This is a genomic window from Kouleothrix sp. 19917 (assembly GCF_057073505.1).
This window is the reverse complement of the sequence record NZ_CP097099.1, coordinates 2,687,879-2,706,460: the sequence shown is the minus strand read 5'-3', so window position 1 is coordinate 2,706,460 and position 18,582 is coordinate 2,687,879. Positions and strand designations below refer to the sequence as shown.

The window sequence follows — 18,582 nt, the reverse complement described above, 5'->3', positions numbered from 1 at the left end:
CGAACCCGCCCGGCGGTCGCGCCGAATTTGCATGCTGCCACGCGTTCTATGATCGTCGGAGCACCTTGGCCTTGTTGAGCAGGAACGGGCAGAGCAGGCGCATATGAATCGAACACGCATGCCCACCAGCGCGCTACCGTTTGTTGGCCGCACACGCGAGCTGGCCGAAGTGACGGCGCGCCTCGCCAGCGGCGATTGCCGGCTGCTGACGATCACTGGCATGGGTGGCAGCGGCAAAACCCGCCTGGCAAGCGAAGCCGCACGCCTGCTGAAGGCGCAGTTTTCGCATGGCACCGCCTTTGTCGATCTGCAGGCGCTGACACACAGCAAGCTGCTGGTGGGCGCAATTGCGCGCGCCCTGGGCATGTCCTTCAATGGGGAGGCTGAGCCCTTCGAGCAGTTGCAAGAATTTCTGCAAAACAAAGCGCTGCTGCTAGTGCTCGACAACTTTGAGCATCTGCTCGACGGAGCCGACCTGATTGACCGGCTGCTGGACTGTGCGCTGGGCGTGAAAGTACTGGCCACCTCGCGCGAAGCGCTGAACCTGCAGGCCGAATGGCTGTACCCACTGCAAGGCCTGACGGTACCGAGCAGCGTGTATGTCGCGACGCTCGAAGACTACGAGGCGGCGCGCTTGTTTTTGCTGCACGCCCGCCGCGTTCGGCCCAATTTCGACGCGGCCAGCGAGCACAAGGCGATTGTGCGCATTTGCGCGCTTGCTGCTGGCCTGCCCCTGGCCATCGAGCTGGCGGCGACCTGGCTCAAAGGTTTGAACGCCACCCAGATTGCCAGCGCAATGCAGCACAACTTCGATTTTCTTGCGACGTCGGCACGTAATGCTGATCAGCGCCACCGCAGCATGCGCGCGGTGTTCGAGCAATCGTGGCAACTCCTGGCGGGCGAGGAAGCGCGGGCATTTGCGCGGCTTTCGGTTTTTGCTGGCGGCTTCGACAGCGCCGCGGCCGAGCAGGTTGCGGGCGCGTCGCTGCCGGTGCTGGCCGCGCTGGTCGAAAAATCGCTGGTGCAGCGCGTGGCAGGCAATCGCTTTGGGCTGCACGAACTGCTGCGCCAGTATGCGAACGTGAAGCTCCACGAGCTGGGCGAGCAGGCGGCGAATCTGGCACGCCACAGCGCGTATTTTGCGGGCTGGATGCGCCAGCAGGAAGCCGAGCTTCAGCAGGCGCAGCAGCTTGCGGCTGTGCAGGCGATCGAGCGCGATTTCGAGAATGTTCGCATGGCGTGGGAATGGGCTGCCCACCACCAGGCCAGCAGCTTGTACGAGATGCTGAATGGCTTGTACCTGTTTGGCTTTTTGCGCAGCCACTACCGCGAAACGATCCCGATGTTCGAGCAGGGGCTTGCGCAGGCTGGCGGCGACGAGATCTTGCGCAGCCAGCTGCTGGTGCGCCGCTGGGGCTATTTGCACTGGATGTACCAAGCCGAGCATGACACCGTGCTGGTAGCAATTGCCGGCGCGCTGGCGGTTGCGGAGCGCGAGAACAATCGCTTTGAAATGGCGTTCTGCCACCTCGTATCGGCATATGTGCTGATCAGCGCCCAACGTTTTGCCGAAACACTGCCGCACCTGCACGCCAGCCGCGATCTGTTCGAGGCGATTGGCCAGCGCTATTATGTGTGCTGGGTGCTGCACCGGATCGGCTTTGTGTACTACAACCTGAACGACACGCAGCGCGCGAACGACTATACCGAGCAGAGCCTGGGGCTGGCACGCGAAACGCACAACAATAATGCGCTGGTGATCTGCCTGTACAACCGTGGCTCCGACTATATTTTGTCGGGCGAATATGCATCGGGCCTGCGCTACTGTAACGAGGCGCTGGAAATCGCCAGCGAGATGGGCCACCGCGACCAGATCGCCTATGCGCTCAGCCTCTTGGCACTGCACGATTTCTGCACCGGCGATTACCCGGCCTGCCAGGAACACGCCCAGCACTCGCGCGAGATCATGGAAGCGATAAACTCGCGCGTGTTCGAGCCCTATAACCGCGCATTGCTGATTGTGCTGGCGTGCCTGCGCGACGATTACGCCGAGGGGAGGCGCCTGCACACGCTGGTGAGCTACCAGAGTACCAACAAAATCGCTATGCAGCTGTACTTCTGGGCGCTGGCGGCGCTGTTTTGCGGGCTTGGCAGTGTTTCCCAGGCTCGTGCCGCGCTGGAGCAGGTGCTGCGCCCTTCCAACCTGGCGGCCAACCCGGCGATCAATCTCTGGCTCGCGCCCTGCGCCGCCTTTGTGCTGGCAGAAACCGATCCGGAAGCAGCACTGCGCCTGCTGGGCTGGGCCTGCGCCGCGCCAAACATCGGCCACAGTTGGGCGCGCGATTGGCCCCTGGCCAGGCGCCTGACGGCGCGTTTGCAGGCGCAGTTCGGCCCAGGCGAACACGCGGCGCTCTGGGAAGCGGGCGCCGCGCTGACACATCCTGCTGTAGCTGCGCTGCTGGAGCGCGCACTGGCTGCGGGGCCTGCTGTAGCCGAAGCGGCATCGATCTCGCCTTTCCTGACCTTCCGCGAGCGCGAGATTCTGGCGCTGCTGGCTGCCGGCCTGACCAACCCGCAGATCGCGGCGCAGCTGGTGATTGGCGCGGGCACGGTGAAAACCCACACCCTTAATATCTACCGCAAGCTGGAAGTCGCTAACCGCACACAGGCAATTGTGCGTGCGCAGGAATTAGGCTTGCTGAAGGCATAAATCATTGCGAAATGGTTGCTTTGGGGGCGGCGCTGCCGCCCTCTTTTTTGTGCCCACGACTGGTAGAGGCGCAGAAATCTACCGGCGGCTCTACCGTTTGGTAGATATTCGAACTGGCGGCAAACTGCTATTGTAAACACGTCGAACACAGCAAGCGATGCACAAGCAAAAGCAACAAGCAATGCTTGCCGAACGACTGATTTTGCGGTTAGCACGCCAAATCCGGCGTACACTACTCAAAAGGAGCACTCACCATGGCACTGTTTATGGACGTACACGAGCACATCGAGGGCCTGACCGCCGACGCCGTTCGCAACGCCCACCGGCTCGACCTGGAGATCCAGGATCGCTACGGCGTCAAGTGTCTGAACTACTGGTTCAACGAGGGCACGGGCAAGGTCTTCTGCCTGATCGAAGCTCCCGACGCCGAGGCTGCCAATGCCGTCCACCGCGACTCGCACGGCCTGACGGCCGACGCGATCATCGAGGTGCAGGAAGGTTCGTAGCGCAAACGCGGGCCTGGCTGGCATTTCGGCCAGGCCCTTATTTCTTTCAAGCGGCATCATTGAGCCGGCCGCCCGATGCGCTGCGCTCAATCCTTCCCGCTCTGTAGTATATAAAGGAATGGTGACATGAAGACGAAGATCGTGATTGTGAGCGCGCTGATCGGTGCGCTGCTGGTGGTGGCAAGCTCGGTGGCAATGGCTGGCTCGGCCGAGAGCAGCAAGCCGGCCACGCTGGTGGCGGCAGTGCGGCAGGCGACTGGGCCGTTCAAGGATGTGGGCAAGGCGACGGCTGCCGGCTATGGAATGTTCCACGGCTGCACCAGCGGCGCGCAGGAAGGCGCAATGGGCATTCACTTCGCCAATGGCAGCCTGGTGGGCGATGGCGCGATTGACGCGGCGCACCCCGAGGTGCTGATGTACGAGCCGAAGAACGGCAAAATGGAGCTGCTGGGCGTTGAATACCTGGTGCTGGCCGATGCGTGGAATGCCAAGAACGACGCGCCGCCCGTGCTGATGGGCCAGATGTTCAACTTCGTGGGCGCGCCCAACCGCTATCGCCTGCCGGCCTTCTACGAGCTGCATGTGTGGGCGTGGAAGAGCAACCCCAGTGGTATGTTCGCCGACTTTAACACCCGCGTGTCGTGCGAAGATTTCAGCGGCGATATGGCGCATCACTAAATCCAGCCCGGCTGAGGTTCGCAGAGACGAAAGACGAAGGGCCATTTGGCTCTTTGTCTTTCGTCTATTTTGCCGTTGGCAATATAATTAGAATAGGACTTACGCAGTTGGTCTGCTGAGCCTTCGGCAGAGCGGTACTCGATTTTCTCTTTGTGTGCAGTTTTTCCGCGCTACGCGCGGAAAAACTGCACACAAAAATGATCGTTTTTACCTTGCTGCCGCAGGCGAAAAGCACAGCGTTCAAATGCCAAACAGCGCAACTGCGTAAGTCCTATAGAACTTACTCGGTTGTGCTGTTTGGTATACATAATGATGTGAGAGCAGCAAATGAAAGGAATTGGTCGCATGGCAAAAGTTCACTTACGCCCGCAGCGCAGCGTTGGGGAAACGCGCGACGCTGGTTTTGAGATTGGGGTGCGCCGCACGCTGCCGGTGCCGGCTGAGACCCTGTGGCTGTTGGTCACGTCGGCGGAAGGGCGGCGCGCGTGGCTGGGCGCGGGGCCGGATTTCGCGCTGGAACCGGGCGCGGCCTATGCGCTCGACGACGGCGCGCAGGGCGAGGTGCGCGTGCTGCGGCCTGGTTCGCATGTCCGGCTGAGCTGGCAGCCAGGCGACTGGCCGCGCGCCTCGACGATTCAGGTGCGCGTGCTGCCGGGTGGCGCGCAAAGCGTGCTGGCCTTTCACCAGGAGCACCTGCCCGACGCGGCGGCGCGTGAAGAGCGGCGGGCGCATTTCACCGCAGCACTTGACGCATTGCAGCGCCTGATACGTGCCCAGGAGTAGCCAAGCCACGCGGGCGGGGCCTGTGTATTTCTACCAGGCGGCAGCACGCGCTGGCACGGGCGGCAAGCGCTGCTGGCACATGTTCAGCCCTACGAGGCAGGTGCGTAGCTGGCGATCGAAGCGTTCGGTATGCCTAATTAACTGCTTTTTAACAATTGCACCTGCGCCTGAACATCGGGCGAACATTTTTGCGTAGCCGTGCCGGGCGGCAACTGCTATGCTTTCCACAAGTTAAGGAACGGTTAACACACCTGTAACAACAACGCCGTTCCACTACTAAGGAGAGCACCCCGAATGCACGCACACGCCATTGCCCGCAACGCAGCCCGCAAATATGTGATGAGTATTACCGCCTGCATTATTCTGCTGAGCGGAGTGTGCCTTGGAATTATTGCCTGGCCGGATGCCAGCAGCGCCGCTACCACGAACGCCGTGCTCGTCCAGCCGAGTACCGGCGGCTACCTGGGCAGCGCGCTTGAGCTGGCGCAGCGCAAAACGCTGGCGAGCCAGGGCGTTGAGCCATATAAATCGGCGTTTAGCAATGTCGCGAGCTTTGCGAATGGCAAGCTCAGCAGCAACCCAGCCCCGCAGGAGCCGCTGAACATTTCGGGCACGACTGGCCCGTTTGTGGACGACACAGCAGCGGCCTACGGCCTGGCGCTGGCCTACAGCACCAGCGGCGACGCGAAGTACGCCCAGAAGTCGCGCGACTATATTATGGCGTGGGTGAACACGACCAAAACCACGGTCAACGCCTGCCCGAACAGTGGCTCGTGCCAGACCTCGCTGATCATCAGCCGCGCCGCGCCGGGCTTTGTCTTCGCCGCCAACCTGATCAAGCCGTCGGGCGCGCTCTCGGCCGCCGACGACACCGCCTTCCGCAGCTGGCTGCGCACGGTCATCCTGCCCACCGCCTCCACGCGCACCAACAACTGGGGCGACGCCGGCACCTTCCTGCGCATCGCCGCGACCGACTACCTGGGCGACGCGGCTGGCTTCTCGGCAGCGGTTGCCAAGTGGAAGTCGCTGGTCGACCTGATTGCCGCTGACGGCCACATTCCTGAAGAAACCCGGCGCGGCACCAGCGGCCTGAACTACACACAGGAAGCGCTCGACTATAAGATCGCGGCGGCCATTATTGCCGAGCGGCGCGGCGTGGACCTGTGGAGCTACGGCCGCTTCAAGCTGGCGGTGGACTATGTGGCCCCGTATGTGCTGAACCCAAGCGCGTGGCCGTGGTCGGCGGGTGCATCCAGCACCATCCACCCGCTGTGGGAAATTGCCTACCAGCACTGGCAGAACCCGGCCTACAAGCCGATCATCCAGAAGCGCCGGCCGTATGGCGCGGATGGTCACTCGGCAGTGCGCTGGACGACCCTGACGAGCGGCATCCCATTCTAAGAAAGGCCTTTTTCCGCACAGCACAGGGCCGCGTCGAAAGACGCGGCCCTGTGCTGTGCGTAAAACAAATTGACGAACTGCAACCTGCACCCCGCTAGGGCTGGAGCTTGAACGACTGCAACATCTGCTGGCCGTATTCGCCAAGGGGTGTTAGCTTGTACACGCGCTCGCCGCTGATCACATAGTAGAATTGGTTGGGCGCTATTTCAATCGGCAGCGTTACCTGGTAGCCCTGCTGATTGTCGATCGTCATGGCCTGGCGCGTGCCGTCGTTCGCGTTCGCATTCAGCCACTGGTCAAGGCTGAGCTTGCCGGGGTTATTGAAGACATCGATACTGAACTGCGGGAAATCGCCGCCGGGCTGGTTCGCCCGTGCTGCGTCAAGGAAGTGCAGGCTGCGCAGGGCATCTGCCTGCGCGCCGGGTGCCTCGTTCGGAGTCAGAACGTCGGGGTAGCTGATCGCAAAGCCCAGGGTGGTGTCGCGCAGTATTTTCCACGCGGCTGGTGGCACGGGGCTCGCGTCGGGGTTGTTTGCGCTGCCATCCGCCCCACCCGCAACACCGCTGTTTGGGTCGCCCGCGCTGCCAGGTGAGCCGGGAAGTTCGTTTACATTGCCAGTGCCGCCCGCGCTGCCTGGCTCGCTGGCCTGTCCGCCCGCATTGCCTGGATTGCTGCCGCCACCGCTGCTGGGGCTGGAAACGCCACCGTTATCGCTGCTGACGGGCGCATCGGCTTGTGGGTCGCTGCTCGCAGGTTGCGCGGCGCTTGCGGGTGGATTGGTCGCTGTTCCTTCGGACCTTCCGCTGGCTGGGGCGCCACAGGCGGCGCACAGCAAAAGCCCGATACCAAGAATTGCAACGCTCACAAGAATCGAACGCATCGTTGTATCCTTTCTGCTGCCGTACTGGCGAGCCTGTTGCAAGCAAGACGCGAACAGGCGGAGGTTTGTTCCTGAGCTTCCTGGCTGCACCCTATGCCGCACATGCTCGCCAACATAATCCGAGGGTGCGCGGTTAATCGCGCACCCTCGGAGGAACCCACACCAGCCAGCTACAGCGCGTTCCGCCACGCAATCAGATTGTTGAACACTTGTGGAATAATGCGCGTGCCCGAGTTCAGCCCGACACCAAACAGACCGACGCCAGTCGTATGGATGCCAATGGCGCACGGATTACATGCGAGTGTGCGGTTGTAAACTGGCGCACCGCTCTGGCCACCGACCGTATCATTCGGGTAAAACATTTTGTATGGCGTGTTCAGGCGAACTGTGTCGCGGCTGGCCCACTGCGTTAAGGGCTTGTCGCCGGGGTAGCCCTGGACGAACGCGGTCTGATCCACCAGCGAGGTGGATTGTGGGCGTAAACCCAGCCAGCCCACGCGGTTACCGATAGCGCAGTTGAGTTTCACTGCACCATAATCGTAGTTTGGATTTCCGTCCCGCGTCCACCCCAGCACGGAGTACAGGCGGCGGGCGACACATCCGCCAAACGGCGCTGTGGTGCCAGTGAATCCGGGGTACACACGCACGTTCGTCGACCACCTGCCGGCGTCGAAGACGCAGTGGCCAGCGGTAACCGCAGTGTCGGGCCCGATCATCCAGGCAGTACAGCGCCCGCCCGTCAGGGTCATCAGGGCAATCGTGCGTGCGGGGTATTCCGTGGTCAGCGCGATCGGGAAGCGCGTATCAACGCCAATAATGCTTTCTGGCGCGCCGCCGGTTTTAACCTCAACGCTCGGCAGATTGGGCAGCAGCAGCGGCTGGTTATTGGTCACAATGCCAGTGCCAGTTGCTGGTGGTGAAAACCCAACGGTTGCGGCCTGGTTGGCAATGTTCATCGGCACCACGCCATCGCTTGCGGCAATGGCATTCGGGTTGTTTGCTGGGCCGGTTGCTTGCTGCGGCTGCGCGCCGACCGGCGCGGCGGCCAGCGCCATGAGCATGAGCGACAGCATAGTGACGATGAAAAGCCGGGTTCGCATACTTCCTCCTTGCAAAATCGAAACATCCATTCTCGAAACAGTGCGGGCGGTTGTGTTTGGAGTGCCGAAAGCAACGTACACACTAAAACGCTATGCTGTATATAGTGATCCCTCGATCAGAGCAGGAAATGTAGCAAATGATTGTTTGATCTCGCAGGCGAGGAACATTACAATCCAGATGCCACATAGCCTGGCTGACACTGCATTCATTATTAAATGCAGGTTAGCGAACAGCGGTATTATTTTGATTGCTTTTCGGGCTTCCATGAAACTAAACGCTGCAAGTACTAAAATTCGAACACCATTTTGGAGGAATTGTGCAGATTGTGCTCTTTGCCTCGGGAACGCGCGGCGATGTTCAGCCAATGATCGCGCTTGGCGTGGCGCTGCGGGCGGCCGGCTATGGCGTGCGCCTGCTGGCGGGCGCAAACTTCGCGGCGTGGATCGAGTCGTATGGGCTGGAGATCTACCCAACGCTGGATATGGAAGCGCTGATGCGCAGCGCGGGTGGCCTGGCCTGGGTCGAGGCGCCCAACCCGCCCGCCGAGCTGCGAGCAATGCGGGCCTTGCTGCGCAGCCAGCGCGAGCGCATGATCGAAGACACGATTGCCGGGCTGGAAGGCGCCGACTTGGTGCTCAGCGGTTTTACGGCCGAGCCGCTGGCGCAGGCAGTGTGCGCGGCGCGTGGCATCCCGCAGATCAGCACGGCGCTGCAACCCTACCGCGCAACGCGGGTTGGCGCGGCCAGCATCCTGGCGCCGCGCCCGCAGGCCAGCAGCGTGTTCAACCTGTGGGCGGGCCTGCTGGCCGAGCAGTTCGCGTGGTCGGTGGCGGGCGAAGTGGTGCCTGGCTTGCGCGCCCGCCTGGGCCTGCCCATGATTGGCGCGCGCGAATATCGCCGCCTGGCCCGCGCCATCCCCGCGCTCTACGCAATCAGCCCACATGTTGTGCCGCCCATCCCCGACGTAAACGCCCACACCACGGGCTACTGGTTTCTGCACGAGCCCGCCGCGCCGCCGCCCGAGCTCCTGCGCTTTCTCGCAGCCGGCGACCCGCCGATCTACCTGGGTTTTGGCAGCATGCCCAGCAGCGACCCGGCCCGCATCACGGCGCTGGCGGCGGCGGCGCTGGAGCGGCTGGGTCGCCGTGCGGTGGTGGCGCGTGGCTGGGGCGGCGCGGCCAATGGCGCTGACCTGCCCGACTCGATCTTTCCGCTGGCAAGCGTGCCACACGAATGGCTGTTCCCGCGCATGGCTGCGCTGGTGCATCATGGTGGCGCGGGCACCACTGCCGCTGGCCTTGCAGCTGGCAAGCCCACACTGGTCGTGCCGCATATGGCCGATCAGCCGTTCTGGGGTCGGCGCGTATTCGAGCTGGGCGTTGGGCCGCGCCCGCTGCCGCGTGGGCAGCTCAGCGCCGACACGCTGGCACAGCGAATCGACGCGCTGCTGGCTACGCCGCGCTTTGTGGCAAACGCATCTGCGCTGGGCGAGCGCATCCGCGCCGAGGATGGCGTGGCTAGCGCCGTGGCGTGGATCGGGCGCTTCTGCGCAGCCCGCCAGCCATTGCGATACTAGCTCGTTTGTGCTATTCTGAACACGAACGGAGTGAATTAGCAAGGAGCACGACCATGGCCGATCGCGCATTTTCCCTGGCCCAGATCACGCAGGCCGCCGTTGATATCGAGGCGGTGGTGCGCTTCTACAATGCGGTGTTCGACGCCGAGCTGGAGCCGGTGCCGCTGCAGGATACCACCGTCTACCGCGGCACACTGCTGGGCACAACGTTTGTGGTTTGCCCCGAAGAGCTTGCGGGCGTGCAGGCCGACCGCAGCCGCCACCAGCTCAGCTTCACCGTGCCCGATCTGGCCGGCACGGTCGAGCGGGCGCTGGCTGCTGGCGGCACACTGTACGACGAGGCGCAGGCTGGCGATGCCGCCGTGGTGACGGTGCTCGACCCCGACAACAACTCGATTGTGTTTGTGGAGGCGCTGGGCTAGTCCGTCAGGAAGAATATTGACGAAGGGCGAAGCCAGCGTGGTTATTCGCCCTTCGTCTCGGCAAGCGGAAACGGAACGCCAGCCGAGCTTTTCTAATCGTTGGGGAGCGTTGGGCGCGTGGCGTTGCCGCTTGTGTGCTGGGGCGGGCGGCGCCACGCAGCCAGGCGCGGCAGGTAGGGGGCAAGCAGCGCAAGCAGCAGCGCCAGCAGCAGCCCATTGCGCGCATTCAGCAGCAGCACCGGCGCATCGTGCAGCGCCAGCAGGTCGGCATAATCGTAGGGGAACAGCGCGATGGTGGCGGCAGTGATGCCCACCAGCAGCGCAGCGAGGCGCGGGCGCAGCAGCGGCGCAAATGGCAGCAGCCAGATGATGTACTGCGGCGAAAAGACCTTGTTCGTCGCCACAAAGGCCAGCAGCCCGGCCAGCAGGAAGTTGATCAGCGTGGCGGGCGCGATGCTCCGGCCTTCGCGATGCTCGTGGCGAAAGCGTGTAAACGCAAGCAGCAGCACTGTACCATAGGCCGCGGCAAAGAGCGGCATCAGCCAGCGCAGCGCGGCATCCGCCAGCGGCGAAACCAGGTGCAGCGCGCCAAAATTAAAGCCCAGCCCCACGCGCGTGCCGAGCAGCACATGCGCCAGCAAGATCAGCCCGGCCGGCAGGCTTTCGATCTGCAAGCCGCGCTGCTGGTGGTAGCGCAAAAACTCGATCATCGCGCCGGCCGAGGTGAGCACAAACGGCAGCAGCGCCACCAGCAGCGCGGCGGCGGTGCCCAGCGCCAGCCGCCCCAGCGCGCGCCAGCTCCTGCCAGCCACATAATACGCCCCTGCGATCGGCAGCAGCACAATCGGGTAGAGCTTGGCGGCCACTCCTAATCCCAGCAGCGCGCCAGCCAGCGCGGGCCGATCCGCAAACACCGCCCACAGCGCCAGCGCCACCAGCATGGCCGGGAACAGATCGTAGCGCCACGGCAGCAGTGGCGCGCTGATCGCGACCAGCAGCCCATACAGCGCGAGCACCCCCACGGGCGTGCGCCCAGGCCACGCCAGCGCCGCAGTTCGCGCAATCGCCCAGGCGATCAGCGTGCTGAACAGTGCGCTCTGCAAGAGAAACAGGAAGGCGAACTGCGTAAACAGGAGCCTCTTTCCGCCAGCCAGCAGAAATGGGCCGAGAAAGGGCAGCAGCGCCAGCGGCGGGTATTCGAGCTTGAACTGCGTGTAGGGCTGCCAGCCACCCAGGGTGTTGCGCGCGTCGACAAAGTAGATCGACAGGTCGAGCGCGTGCCACTGCGCTACCCCGGGCAGCGTCAGCAGCGCCACCAGCAGCAGCGCAATTGCCTGTGCGCCAATCAGCAGCAGGGCCAGCAGGCGTGGGTTTTCGCGGAGTTTCGCGCGCATCGTTCCTCGCACATCAATGAGCGCGTATCATACCAGATTTTGCTTATGTTGCAGGTTGCAGGTTGCCAAGTTGCAGGTTGCTGCCGAAGCGTAGCGCATATCGGGCATTGAGGGGATGCAGAGATGACAAGGTGACAAGGTGAAGGGGTGGCAGTATGCAGTTGGCAGTATGCAGTTGGCAGGAGGCAATATGCAGTCGGCAAGGGCCTTCAAACCTGCGAATATTCAACTCTTTGCGACCTTTGCGCTCTTTGCGGTTCATTCTTCTGGTCGTCGCTCGTCATTTCGCACAAAAACAAGGGTACGAAGAAAGCGCTGTTTCTTCGTACCCTTGTGCGTTGCAGGGAATTGGTTCTACGACTCGAGCGCGTCGGGCTGGAGCGCGATGCCCGCGCTGCGCTTCTGCTTGTCGTCGGGCTTGACGCGGTGGACATTCCACACAACCCTGGCCGCTTCGAGCGTGCGAATGATCGTCGACGAGAGGTCGAACTGCCACCATTCCATGCCGTGGAAGGCCGAGCGCGGAAAGGCGTGGTGGTTGTTGTGCCAGCCCTCGCCAAAGGCCAGCAGGCCCACGACCCAGTTATTGCGGCTGGCATCCTTGGTGCGGAACGGGCGCTTGCCAAAAGTGTGGCACACCGAGTTCACGCTCCAGGTGATATGGTGCGTCAGGAACATGCGCACCGCGCCGCCCCACAGCAGGCCGCTCCAGCCACCAATGGCGAAGGGAATGGCCATGCCGAGCAGGCCCCACATCCACCATGTTTTATCGACCCACACCACCACCGGGTCTTTGCGCAGCCACGACCCGTAAGTCTCGGGGTCGGCGACCTCGCCAAAGATCCAGCCGACGTGCGCGTGCCACAGGCTCACCAGCGGGCTGTGCGGGTCGTCGTCCTGATCGGAGTGGGCGTGGTGCTTGATGTGCGTCGACGCCCAGGTGATCGGGTTGCCTTCCCAGGCCATGCAGCCCATAATCAGGAACAGCGCCTTGACGAACTTCGAGGTTTCGAAGCTTTTGTGCGTCAGCATGCGGTGGTAACCGATGGTGATGCCCAGGCCCGAGATCACATAGAACACCAGCATCAGCACAATATCGGTCCAGGTGACATAGCGCTGCCACAGGCGCGTGATCGCGTAGAGCGTGGCGATCAGCGGGGCAACAACGCCAATAAACACCAGGATCTTTTCGCCAAGTGGTTTGTCAAGTTCCTGTTCGGTAGTTTCCATGCGGCTTTCTCCAGCAATGCATGCAAAGCGGTTACGTATGCTGGTAGTGTATGCCACTGGCGCGGGGCGCGAAAGTGCTGCGGGGCTAGTCGCGTGGCCTATTTCGGGGGTGCCGGCTGCGCGCAGGGGGTGCCGCGCGACCTATGACCAGGGTCATTCGGCCAGGCCGGCCTGCTGGGCGAACAAGCCTGCCTGCGTGCGGTCGCGCACGTCGAGCTTGCCAAGAATGCTGCTGATATGGTTCTTCACCGTGCCGATGCTGATGATCAGCTGCTCGCTGATTTCCTGGTTGCTGCGCCCGCTGCCGAGCATGCGCAGGATGGCCAGCTCGCGCTCGGTGAGCAGCGCCAGCCGCTCGTTGCGCGGGGCGGGTTTGGCGGGTGAGGCAGGTGCTGTGGGTGGCTGCGCGGCCAGGCGATTGAATTCGCGCAATACCTGCGCGGTGATCTCGGGGTGAATGAGCGCACGGCCGGCGGCTACTTCGCGAATAGCCTCGGCGATCTGCCTGTGGTCGGCGTCTTTCAGCAGGTAGCCGCGCGCGCCGGCCTGAATCGCGCTAAATACATTGGCGTCGTCCTGAAACGTGGTGAGGATGATGATGCCCGCGCGCGTGCCAGCGGCCAGCAGCTCGCGCGTGGCGGCGACACCATCCATCACCGGCATGCGCACATCCATCAGCACCACGTCGGGGTCGAGCGCGGGGATTTTGCGCAGTGCCTCGGCGCCATCGCTGGCCTGGCCAATCACCTCGATGTCGGGCTTGCGCCCAAGCAGCGCCTGAATGCCGGCACGAATCAGTGGCTGGTCGTCGACGATGAACACGCGGATTTTTGCGCTCATGGCTGTTCTTCTTAGCCCAATGGCAGGGTCATAACGAGCTGGAAACCGCCTTCGGGCAGCGCGCCAGCTTCCAGGCTGCCGCCCAACTGCTCGGCACGCTCGCGCAGCCCGATCAGGCCAAAATGCCCGGCCGGCACCTCTGGCACGCTTGCCGGCGCGCACGCCCCCGCCCCGCAGCCATCGCGCACGCGCAGCTCGGCAATCACATCGTCGCAGTAGAGCAGCACCTGCACCTCGCCGGCGCGCGAATATTTGCAGGCGTTGGTCAGCCCTTCCTGCGCTGCGCGGAACAGCGCCGCCGCTACCGCCGGATCGTAGTGGCTCAGGTCGCCAATCACGCGCAGATTGATCGGCATCGCCGTCAGGGCGCGGCACTGCGCGGCCAGCTGTTCCAGCGCGGCCGGCAGCCCCGCGCCATCGAGCGCCAGCACGGTGTCGGTGGTGCTCAGCACACTGGCCCACGAGTCGTGCAACTGCTCGCGCGTGAGCTGCAGCTGCTCCAGCGCGGCGTCGGGTTCGTCGGCCAGCATATCTTCGGCCAGCTGCAGCTGCATGGTCAGCAGCATCAGCCGGTGGCCCAGGTCGTCGTGGATCTCGCGGGCAACGCGGGTGCGCTCGACGGCCACGGCCAGCGCGCGCATCTCGGCCAGCTGGCGTTCAAGCTCGGCGGCGGCACCGCTCAGGCGCAGCAGGCGCGCCTCGGCGTCGCGGCGGCGCTGCAGCTGGCGCCGGGCCGGCCCAATCAGCACCACCACGGCCACGCAGGCAACGCCGAGCGCCAGCACCTGGCTGGTGTCGATGCTGTTGGCGGCGGGCAGCAGGCGCGCAATGCTGAGCGCAACCAGCGCCTGAATGCCTACAAGAAAGGTGATTACCTGGCCAGTGGAGAAGCGCAGCGCCATTTGCCAGAGCACCAGCAGCAAGCCCAGCAGCAGTGGCAGCGTTTGCGTGGCGAATACCAGCCCAAATACAGCCGCCGCCTGCCCCATCAGGCTCACGCGCACCAGCAAGGGGTTGTGCACGCGCTGGGTGAGCAGGTAGCCACCCACCAGGCCGGCGCTGCACAACACAAACAGCACCAGCTCGTATGGCACGACCGGGCGCTGCAAGAGCGAAAAGGCCGCCGCCACCAGCGCAAACACCAGTGGCAGCGCCCAGTTCAGCACCCGCTCGGAGCGCATGGTCATCAGGCCGCTGGGCGGCAGCGCCGGCGGCTGAACCGGCTCGGGCGCGTGTTCATCGCGCGGGCCGTGACGCAGCGTGGCCACCGCTTCGCGCATACGCTCGATGGCGTGGCTGGCGGCAGCGCGCGCCTGGGTCACTGGTGACTCGATCTGCGGCAGGCTGCTCTGGGCCTGTGCAATCGCGCTGCTGATATTCTGTTCGACCTGCGCCAGCGTGCTGGCAATGTCGTGCGCGATCGTCTGGGCGATGCGCAGGCGCTCTTCCTGCGCGGCGCGCTGCTGGGCCTCGCGCAGGTGTATCAGCAGGTTGTCGCAGCGGCGCTGCATGTCGTGCAGCACGCGCTGAACATATTCCTGCCGCTGGTGCTGGCGCGCATAGAGCAACGCCGCCGCCAGGATGCAGACAATCGGGAACGCCAGCGCGAGATTGCTCTGCACCCAGTCAAGCAGGTTCGAGGAAATGATCAGCTGCCCGCTCCAGAGCGCATACACCACGGCGGCAAAGCTGATCCACACCATTGGGCGAAACAGGTACACGCCTTGCAGCACCACAATCAGGTAGACATAGCCAAGCATTTGGGAAGGCGCAATGAGCTGTGCGAGCGAGGCCGCGCCAAGCTGAAGCGCGAGATAGCAAAGCTGGAAGCCGAGGCGCAGCCGCCGCACTGGCACCAGCCATGTCAGGGCGACATACGCGCCAAGCAGCGCGCACAGCAAGGCCAGGCGCGAGCTGAGCACGTAGCCAGCGGTATCGAACGCACTTGGCAACGTTGCCAGCAAGACCAGAGAAATCAGGCTTTGGAGGGCCAGCGGGTAGGGCGCGCGCGCCTCGAGCCAGCTGGTAAGTTGTCGGTTTGCCTTTGCCACGGGCACAGTGTACCACAAGCTGCCGCAGGCGGCGCGGGCGACACAGCAGCGAAAGCGTGGCGCTTATGCGGTTGTGCGGTTGCTGGGGCCGCAGGTAGTGCCTGCTCCGGGGCTGTTTGCGCAGATAGACAATTGCCGAACGAACTGTGGTATAGTGCAGGGCATCCTGCCCACGTGCGGTGCTCTGCGCAGGGGTGGGAAAGAAACTGATTTCATGCCTGCCTGAACATGAAGGAGACGATTGTGGACGAATACCTGCCCAGCCCCAGCGCCTGGGTGGCTGAACAAGTGGAGCGATATGAAGGCAGCGGCGGAACCGAGGCGCTGACCTTGCGCGACACGGGTCTGCCGGTGATTATTGTGACCAACCGCGGCCGCAAGACCGGGGCAATTCGCAAAACCCCGCTGATGCGCGTTGTGGACGGCCAGAGCTACATCCTGATTGCCTCGCAGGGTGGCGCGCCCACGCACCCGCTGTGGTATCACAACCTGCTGGCCGAGCCGCGCGTAGAAATCCGCGACAAGACCGAAGTCTACCCCATGCAGGTGCGCGAAGTGACCGACCCGGCCGAACGCGGGCGGCTGTGGGATCTTGCGGTGGCGGCCTACCCGCCATATGCCGACTATCAGAAAAAGACCGAGCGCCTGATTCCTGTTTTGGTGGCCGAGCCGGTCGCGTAGTGCGCTCTGCAAGGCGAATTGCATGTGTAAAAGCAGAGGGAGCGGCTTCACCAGAGAAGCTACTCCCTCTGCTTTTTTTGAACACCTGCAGGCGCTTTGCATAGCAATTGAGCTGCATTGCCGGGCCGTGAAGACTTCAGAAAGCCAGCAGCATAGTTATTCCCGATACCTGCTTCATGTTTACTGCTGTGGATATTCTGCCAGTGGCACAAAGACGCGTGGTTCAATATCCGCAGGCGCTGGTTGGTCAGGCGGAACGACGCTGAGGTATGTTGTGCTCTGCGCAAAATCAATTTCCGCATTCGTCGTATTCGTGAGATATATCGCGATTGAGCTTTCACCGGCCTGCTCATCAACGGGCACCCCAATGGTGCTTGCCGCATGCAGTTCATCTGCCAGGAACGAGGCGCTGCCGTCGTAGGTGCCGATGTTTGTCTGCACCTGATAGACGACAGAGATGTTTCTGCCACTCGGCGCATTTAACTCAAGTGTCGCGCTGACCTCGTACTGGTTTGGTGCGCGCCTCGTCACGCTTGCGGACGCCATGCTGACCGTCGGAGCGGCATCATCGTTATAGATCCTGATTGTACCCTCTGCATCGCCGAGCGACGCCTGCTGGGAATGGCTCAACTGTATCGAAAACACTTCGTCGTCTTCATCCCGTATGTCGCCAAAGACCGATACCTCAATTGCCTGCGTCCTTGTTCCGGCTGGAAAAACCAGCGTGCTGCTTATGGGCGCGAAATCGCTGCCGCCGACCGCTGTTCCCTCTGCGGTCGTGTAGTCAACGCGCACTTCGGCCGAGCTTGTTGTTGATAGCTGCACATTCACATGCGCAGTGCGCGTGCCAGAATCTCCTTCAACAATCGAGCTGTCGGTGACACTGATGGATGGTGGCGTGCGCGTGAGACCAAGCGCCCTGGCCAGATCGATGCGTGGGGTAGTGCGGTTATTACGGGTGTCGGTGATCGGCACGCCAGAGCTGCGGAGTGTGTTCAGGATCTGCGCCACGCTGGACGACGGTGAGCGCGCCTTTATCACCGCCCACGCGCCCGCCACATGCGGCGCCGCCATCGATGTTCCGTCGTAGCTTGCGTACCCGCCCTCTGGCACCGATGACGTGATGCTTTGCCCCGGCGCCAGCAGCCGAAGCGCGCTTGAACTGTTCGAAAATGCTGAAACCGTATCAGCCGGTGTTGCTCCCGCCCCGCCGTCGCGTGTTGCGCCAACGCTGATGGCGCTGGAGATGCACGCAGGGTAGGAAAGCGCGTTGCTCAGCCCCTCGTTGCCCGAAGATATAACTGTCGCAATACCCAGCATCCACAGCAGGTCAATCGCGATTTTGCGTGTATCTGTGTCGCAGGCTGTTGTTGCCGAGCCGCCGCCGATGCTCATATTCACCGCTGCAATCGTGTATTGTGTGCTCAGTGCCACCACGTAATCCAGGGCAGCGATCTGATCCGAGCGATAGCTGGCAATACACGGGGCTGGTTTTGAGCCACATCCAGTGTTGAGCCGTGTGAATACCTGAAGCGATGCGATCTTAGCATCGCGCGCCACGCCGGAAAACGTAGCTCCCTGAGTGCTGTGGCCTGCCGCAATCCCTGCGACGTGCGTGCCGTGATCGCAGCCGCTGAGGGTGCAGGGAACACCCGAGCCGGCAAGGGTCGATGCGGGAACCTGGAGCGGGCAGACGCTCACGCCGGAGCCGGCACCTGCCGCATTCGAGAAACACGCTTCGGCCACAACTTTGTTTGCCAGAAACGGGTGGGCTTTATCCACGCCCGTATCAAGAATCACAATCGTCTGGCCCGCGCCGGAATAGCCATTCGCCCAGGCTTCGGGTGCGCCAATCAGCGCCGTGCTTTCGGCCAGCGTCGTGTAGGCCAGGTCGTCGGGGTCAACCCCAACAACGCCCGGGAGGGTGTGCAGCAATGCGAGTGTCGCGCTGTCGACATCCAGCACCACCAGCGGCAGGTAGGTGAATGTTCGTACAAGCACGGTGCCTGCCAGGAGATTGTTTTGCAGCAAGGCTGTGCGTGCGGCGGCCACGGCATCGCGTTGGGCGGCGAGCGATTGTGCAGTGACCGGCGCAACAAGCCGATAGGAAATCGCGAAACCAACCACGACGCGACTGCGTTCTGCCGATGGGGAATGAGGGCTGTTAGCACCGGCCAAACGATACGGGAAGATGAGCATCGTGGCGAAAAGGAGCGCAACACAGCAACGAAGAGCGGTACGCAATGCGGCCTCCAGCTACGAATGATTTTACCTTGTCGGTAAACAGAAGAGCGCAGCCAAATTGCTGCTCGAATCGTGGGGCGTGCGC

The 18,582-nt window shown here is 62.9% G+C and carries 15 protein-coding genes; 8 read left to right on the top strand and 7 right to left on the bottom strand.

Annotated elements, in window-relative coordinates; genetic code table 11:
• Positions 1–103: 103 nt before the first annotated feature.
• The 5 genes from M1P90_RS10985 to M1P90_RS10965 all read left to right on the top strand — a co-directional run bounded on the left by M1P90_RS10985 (position 104) and on the right by M1P90_RS10965 (position 6,078).
• A complete protein-coding gene (locus tag M1P90_RS10985; RefSeq protein ID WP_483702670.1) occupies positions 104–2,710 on the top strand; it encodes a LuxR C-terminal-related transcriptional regulator in 2,607 nt (868 codons plus the stop codon).
• A 254-nt stretch (positions 2,711–2,964) separates the two neighbouring features.
• Entirely contained in the window at positions 2,965–3,216 is a 252-nt protein-coding gene (locus M1P90_RS10980; protein ID WP_483702669.1) for a DUF4242 domain-containing protein, read from the top strand.
• 126 nt (positions 3,217–3,342) lie between these two features.
• Complete coding sequence (locus M1P90_RS10975) at positions 3,343–3,894, top strand: hypothetical protein (RefSeq protein ID WP_483702668.1); 552 nt, start codon at positions 3,343–3,345, stop codon at positions 3,892–3,894.
• 345 nt (positions 3,895–4,239) lie between these two features.
• Positions 4,240–4,677 (top strand): SRPBCC family protein, encoded by a 438-nt coding sequence (locus tag M1P90_RS10970; RefSeq protein ID WP_483702667.1) that lies wholly within the window; start codon positions 4,240–4,242, stop codon positions 4,675–4,677.
• 294 nt (positions 4,678–4,971) lie between these two features.
• Positions 4,972–6,078, top strand: coding sequence for an alginate lyase family protein (locus tag M1P90_RS10965; RefSeq protein ID WP_483702666.1), 1,107 nt, complete (start codon positions 4,972–4,974; stop codon positions 6,076–6,078).
• Positions 6,079–6,172: 94 nt separating this feature from the next.
• On the opposite strand, the gene M1P90_RS10960 is transcribed toward M1P90_RS10965, so the two are convergent.
• The gene (locus M1P90_RS10960) at positions 6,173–6,958 is read right to left on the bottom strand and encodes a hypothetical protein (RefSeq protein ID WP_483702665.1); all 786 of its coding nucleotides are present in this window, start codon (positions 6,956–6,958) and stop codon (positions 6,173–6,175) included.
• A gap of 170 nt (positions 6,959–7,128) precedes the next feature.
• Positions 7,129–8,058, bottom strand: coding sequence for a trypsin-like serine peptidase (locus M1P90_RS10955; protein WP_483702664.1), 930 nt, complete (start codon positions 8,056–8,058; stop codon positions 7,129–7,131).
• Between the two features lie 317 nt (positions 8,059–8,375).
• On the opposite strand from M1P90_RS10955, the gene M1P90_RS10950 reads away from it, so the two are divergent.
• Both M1P90_RS10950 and M1P90_RS10945 read left to right on the top strand, forming a co-directional pair.
• Positions 8,376–9,635, top strand: coding sequence for a glycosyltransferase (locus M1P90_RS10950; RefSeq protein ID WP_483702663.1), 1,260 nt, complete (start codon positions 8,376–8,378; stop codon positions 9,633–9,635).
• 53 nt (positions 9,636–9,688) lie between these two features.
• Positions 9,689–10,057: a VOC family protein gene (locus tag M1P90_RS10945; RefSeq protein ID WP_483702662.1), complete on the top strand. Its 369-nt coding sequence runs from the start codon at positions 9,689–9,691 to the stop codon at positions 10,055–10,057.
• Positions 10,058–10,149: 92 nt separating this feature from the next.
• Here the strand turns inward: M1P90_RS10945 and M1P90_RS10940 are convergent, their stop codons facing one another.
• From M1P90_RS10940 to M1P90_RS10925, 4 genes are all read right to left on the bottom strand, one after another.
• Positions 10,150–11,451 carry a glycosyltransferase 87 family protein gene (locus M1P90_RS10940; protein ID WP_483702661.1) on the bottom strand — a complete coding sequence of 434 codons (1,302 nt, stop codon included), beginning with the start codon at positions 11,449–11,451 and terminating at the stop codon, positions 10,150–10,152.
• A gap of 354 nt (positions 11,452–11,805) precedes the next feature.
• Positions 11,806–12,681 (bottom strand): acyl-CoA desaturase, encoded by an 876-nt coding sequence (locus M1P90_RS10935; RefSeq protein WP_483702660.1) that lies wholly within the window; start codon positions 12,679–12,681, stop codon positions 11,806–11,808.
• A 153-nt stretch (positions 12,682–12,834) separates the two neighbouring features.
• Entirely contained in the window at positions 12,835–13,521 is a 687-nt protein-coding gene (locus M1P90_RS10930) for a response regulator (RefSeq protein ID WP_483702659.1), read from the bottom strand.
• 11 nt (positions 13,522–13,532) lie between these two features.
• Positions 13,533–15,572 carry a sensor histidine kinase gene (locus M1P90_RS10925; RefSeq protein ID WP_483702658.1) on the bottom strand — a complete coding sequence of 680 codons (2,040 nt, stop codon included), beginning with the start codon at positions 15,570–15,572 and terminating at the stop codon, positions 13,533–13,535.
• Positions 15,573–15,815: 243 nt separating this feature from the next.
• Here M1P90_RS10925 and M1P90_RS10920 point away from each other — a divergent pair, with 243 nt between their 5' ends.
• Positions 15,816–16,253: a nitroreductase family deazaflavin-dependent oxidoreductase gene (locus tag M1P90_RS10920; RefSeq protein WP_483702657.1), complete on the top strand. Its 438-nt coding sequence runs from the start codon at positions 15,816–15,818 to the stop codon at positions 16,251–16,253.
• Between the two features lie 180 nt (positions 16,254–16,433).
• Here M1P90_RS10920 and M1P90_RS10915 read toward each other — a convergent pair whose 3' ends face one another.
• Positions 16,434–18,380 (bottom strand): S8 family peptidase, encoded by a 1,947-nt coding sequence (locus M1P90_RS10915; RefSeq protein WP_483702656.1) that lies wholly within the window; start codon positions 18,378–18,380, stop codon positions 16,434–16,436.
• Positions 18,381–18,582 lie beyond the last annotated feature (202 nt).

What these genes read in the sequence shown, in the direction of transcription:
- M1P90_RS10985 (WP_483702670.1), top strand. Translation starts at nt 104, where the DNA reads ATGAATCGAACACGCATGCCCACCAGCGCGCTACCGTTTGTTGGCCGC.
- M1P90_RS10955 (WP_483702664.1), bottom strand. Translation starts at nt 8,058, where the DNA reads ATGCGAACCCGGCTTTTCATCGTCACTATGCTGTCGCTCATGCTCATG.
- M1P90_RS10975 (WP_483702668.1), top strand. Translation starts at nt 3,343, where the DNA reads ATGAAGACGAAGATCGTGATTGTGAGCGCGCTGATCGGTGCGCTGCTG.
- M1P90_RS10945 (WP_483702662.1), top strand. Translation starts at nt 9,689, where the DNA reads ATGGCCGATCGCGCATTTTCCCTGGCCCAGATCACGCAGGCCGCCGTT.
- M1P90_RS10965 (WP_483702666.1), top strand. Translation starts at nt 4,972, where the DNA reads ATGCACGCACACGCCATTGCCCGCAACGCAGCCCGCAAATATGTGATG.
- M1P90_RS10970 (WP_483702667.1), top strand. Translation starts at nt 4,240, where the DNA reads ATGGCAAAAGTTCACTTACGCCCGCAGCGCAGCGTTGGGGAAACGCGC.
- M1P90_RS10960 (WP_483702665.1), bottom strand. Translation starts at nt 6,958, where the DNA reads ATGCGTTCGATTCTTGTGAGCGTTGCAATTCTTGGTATCGGGCTTTTG.
- M1P90_RS10930 (WP_483702659.1), bottom strand. Translation starts at nt 13,521, where the DNA reads ATGAGCGCAAAAATCCGCGTGTTCATCGTCGACGACCAGCCACTGATT.
- M1P90_RS10980 (WP_483702669.1), top strand. Translation starts at nt 2,965, where the DNA reads ATGGCACTGTTTATGGACGTACACGAGCACATCGAGGGCCTGACCGCC.
- M1P90_RS10935 (WP_483702660.1), bottom strand. Translation starts at nt 12,681, where the DNA reads ATGGAAACTACCGAACAGGAACTTGACAAACCACTTGGCGAAAAGATC.
- M1P90_RS10940 (WP_483702661.1), bottom strand. Translation starts at nt 11,451, where the DNA reads ATGCGCGCGAAACTCCGCGAAAACCCACGCCTGCTGGCCCTGCTGCTG.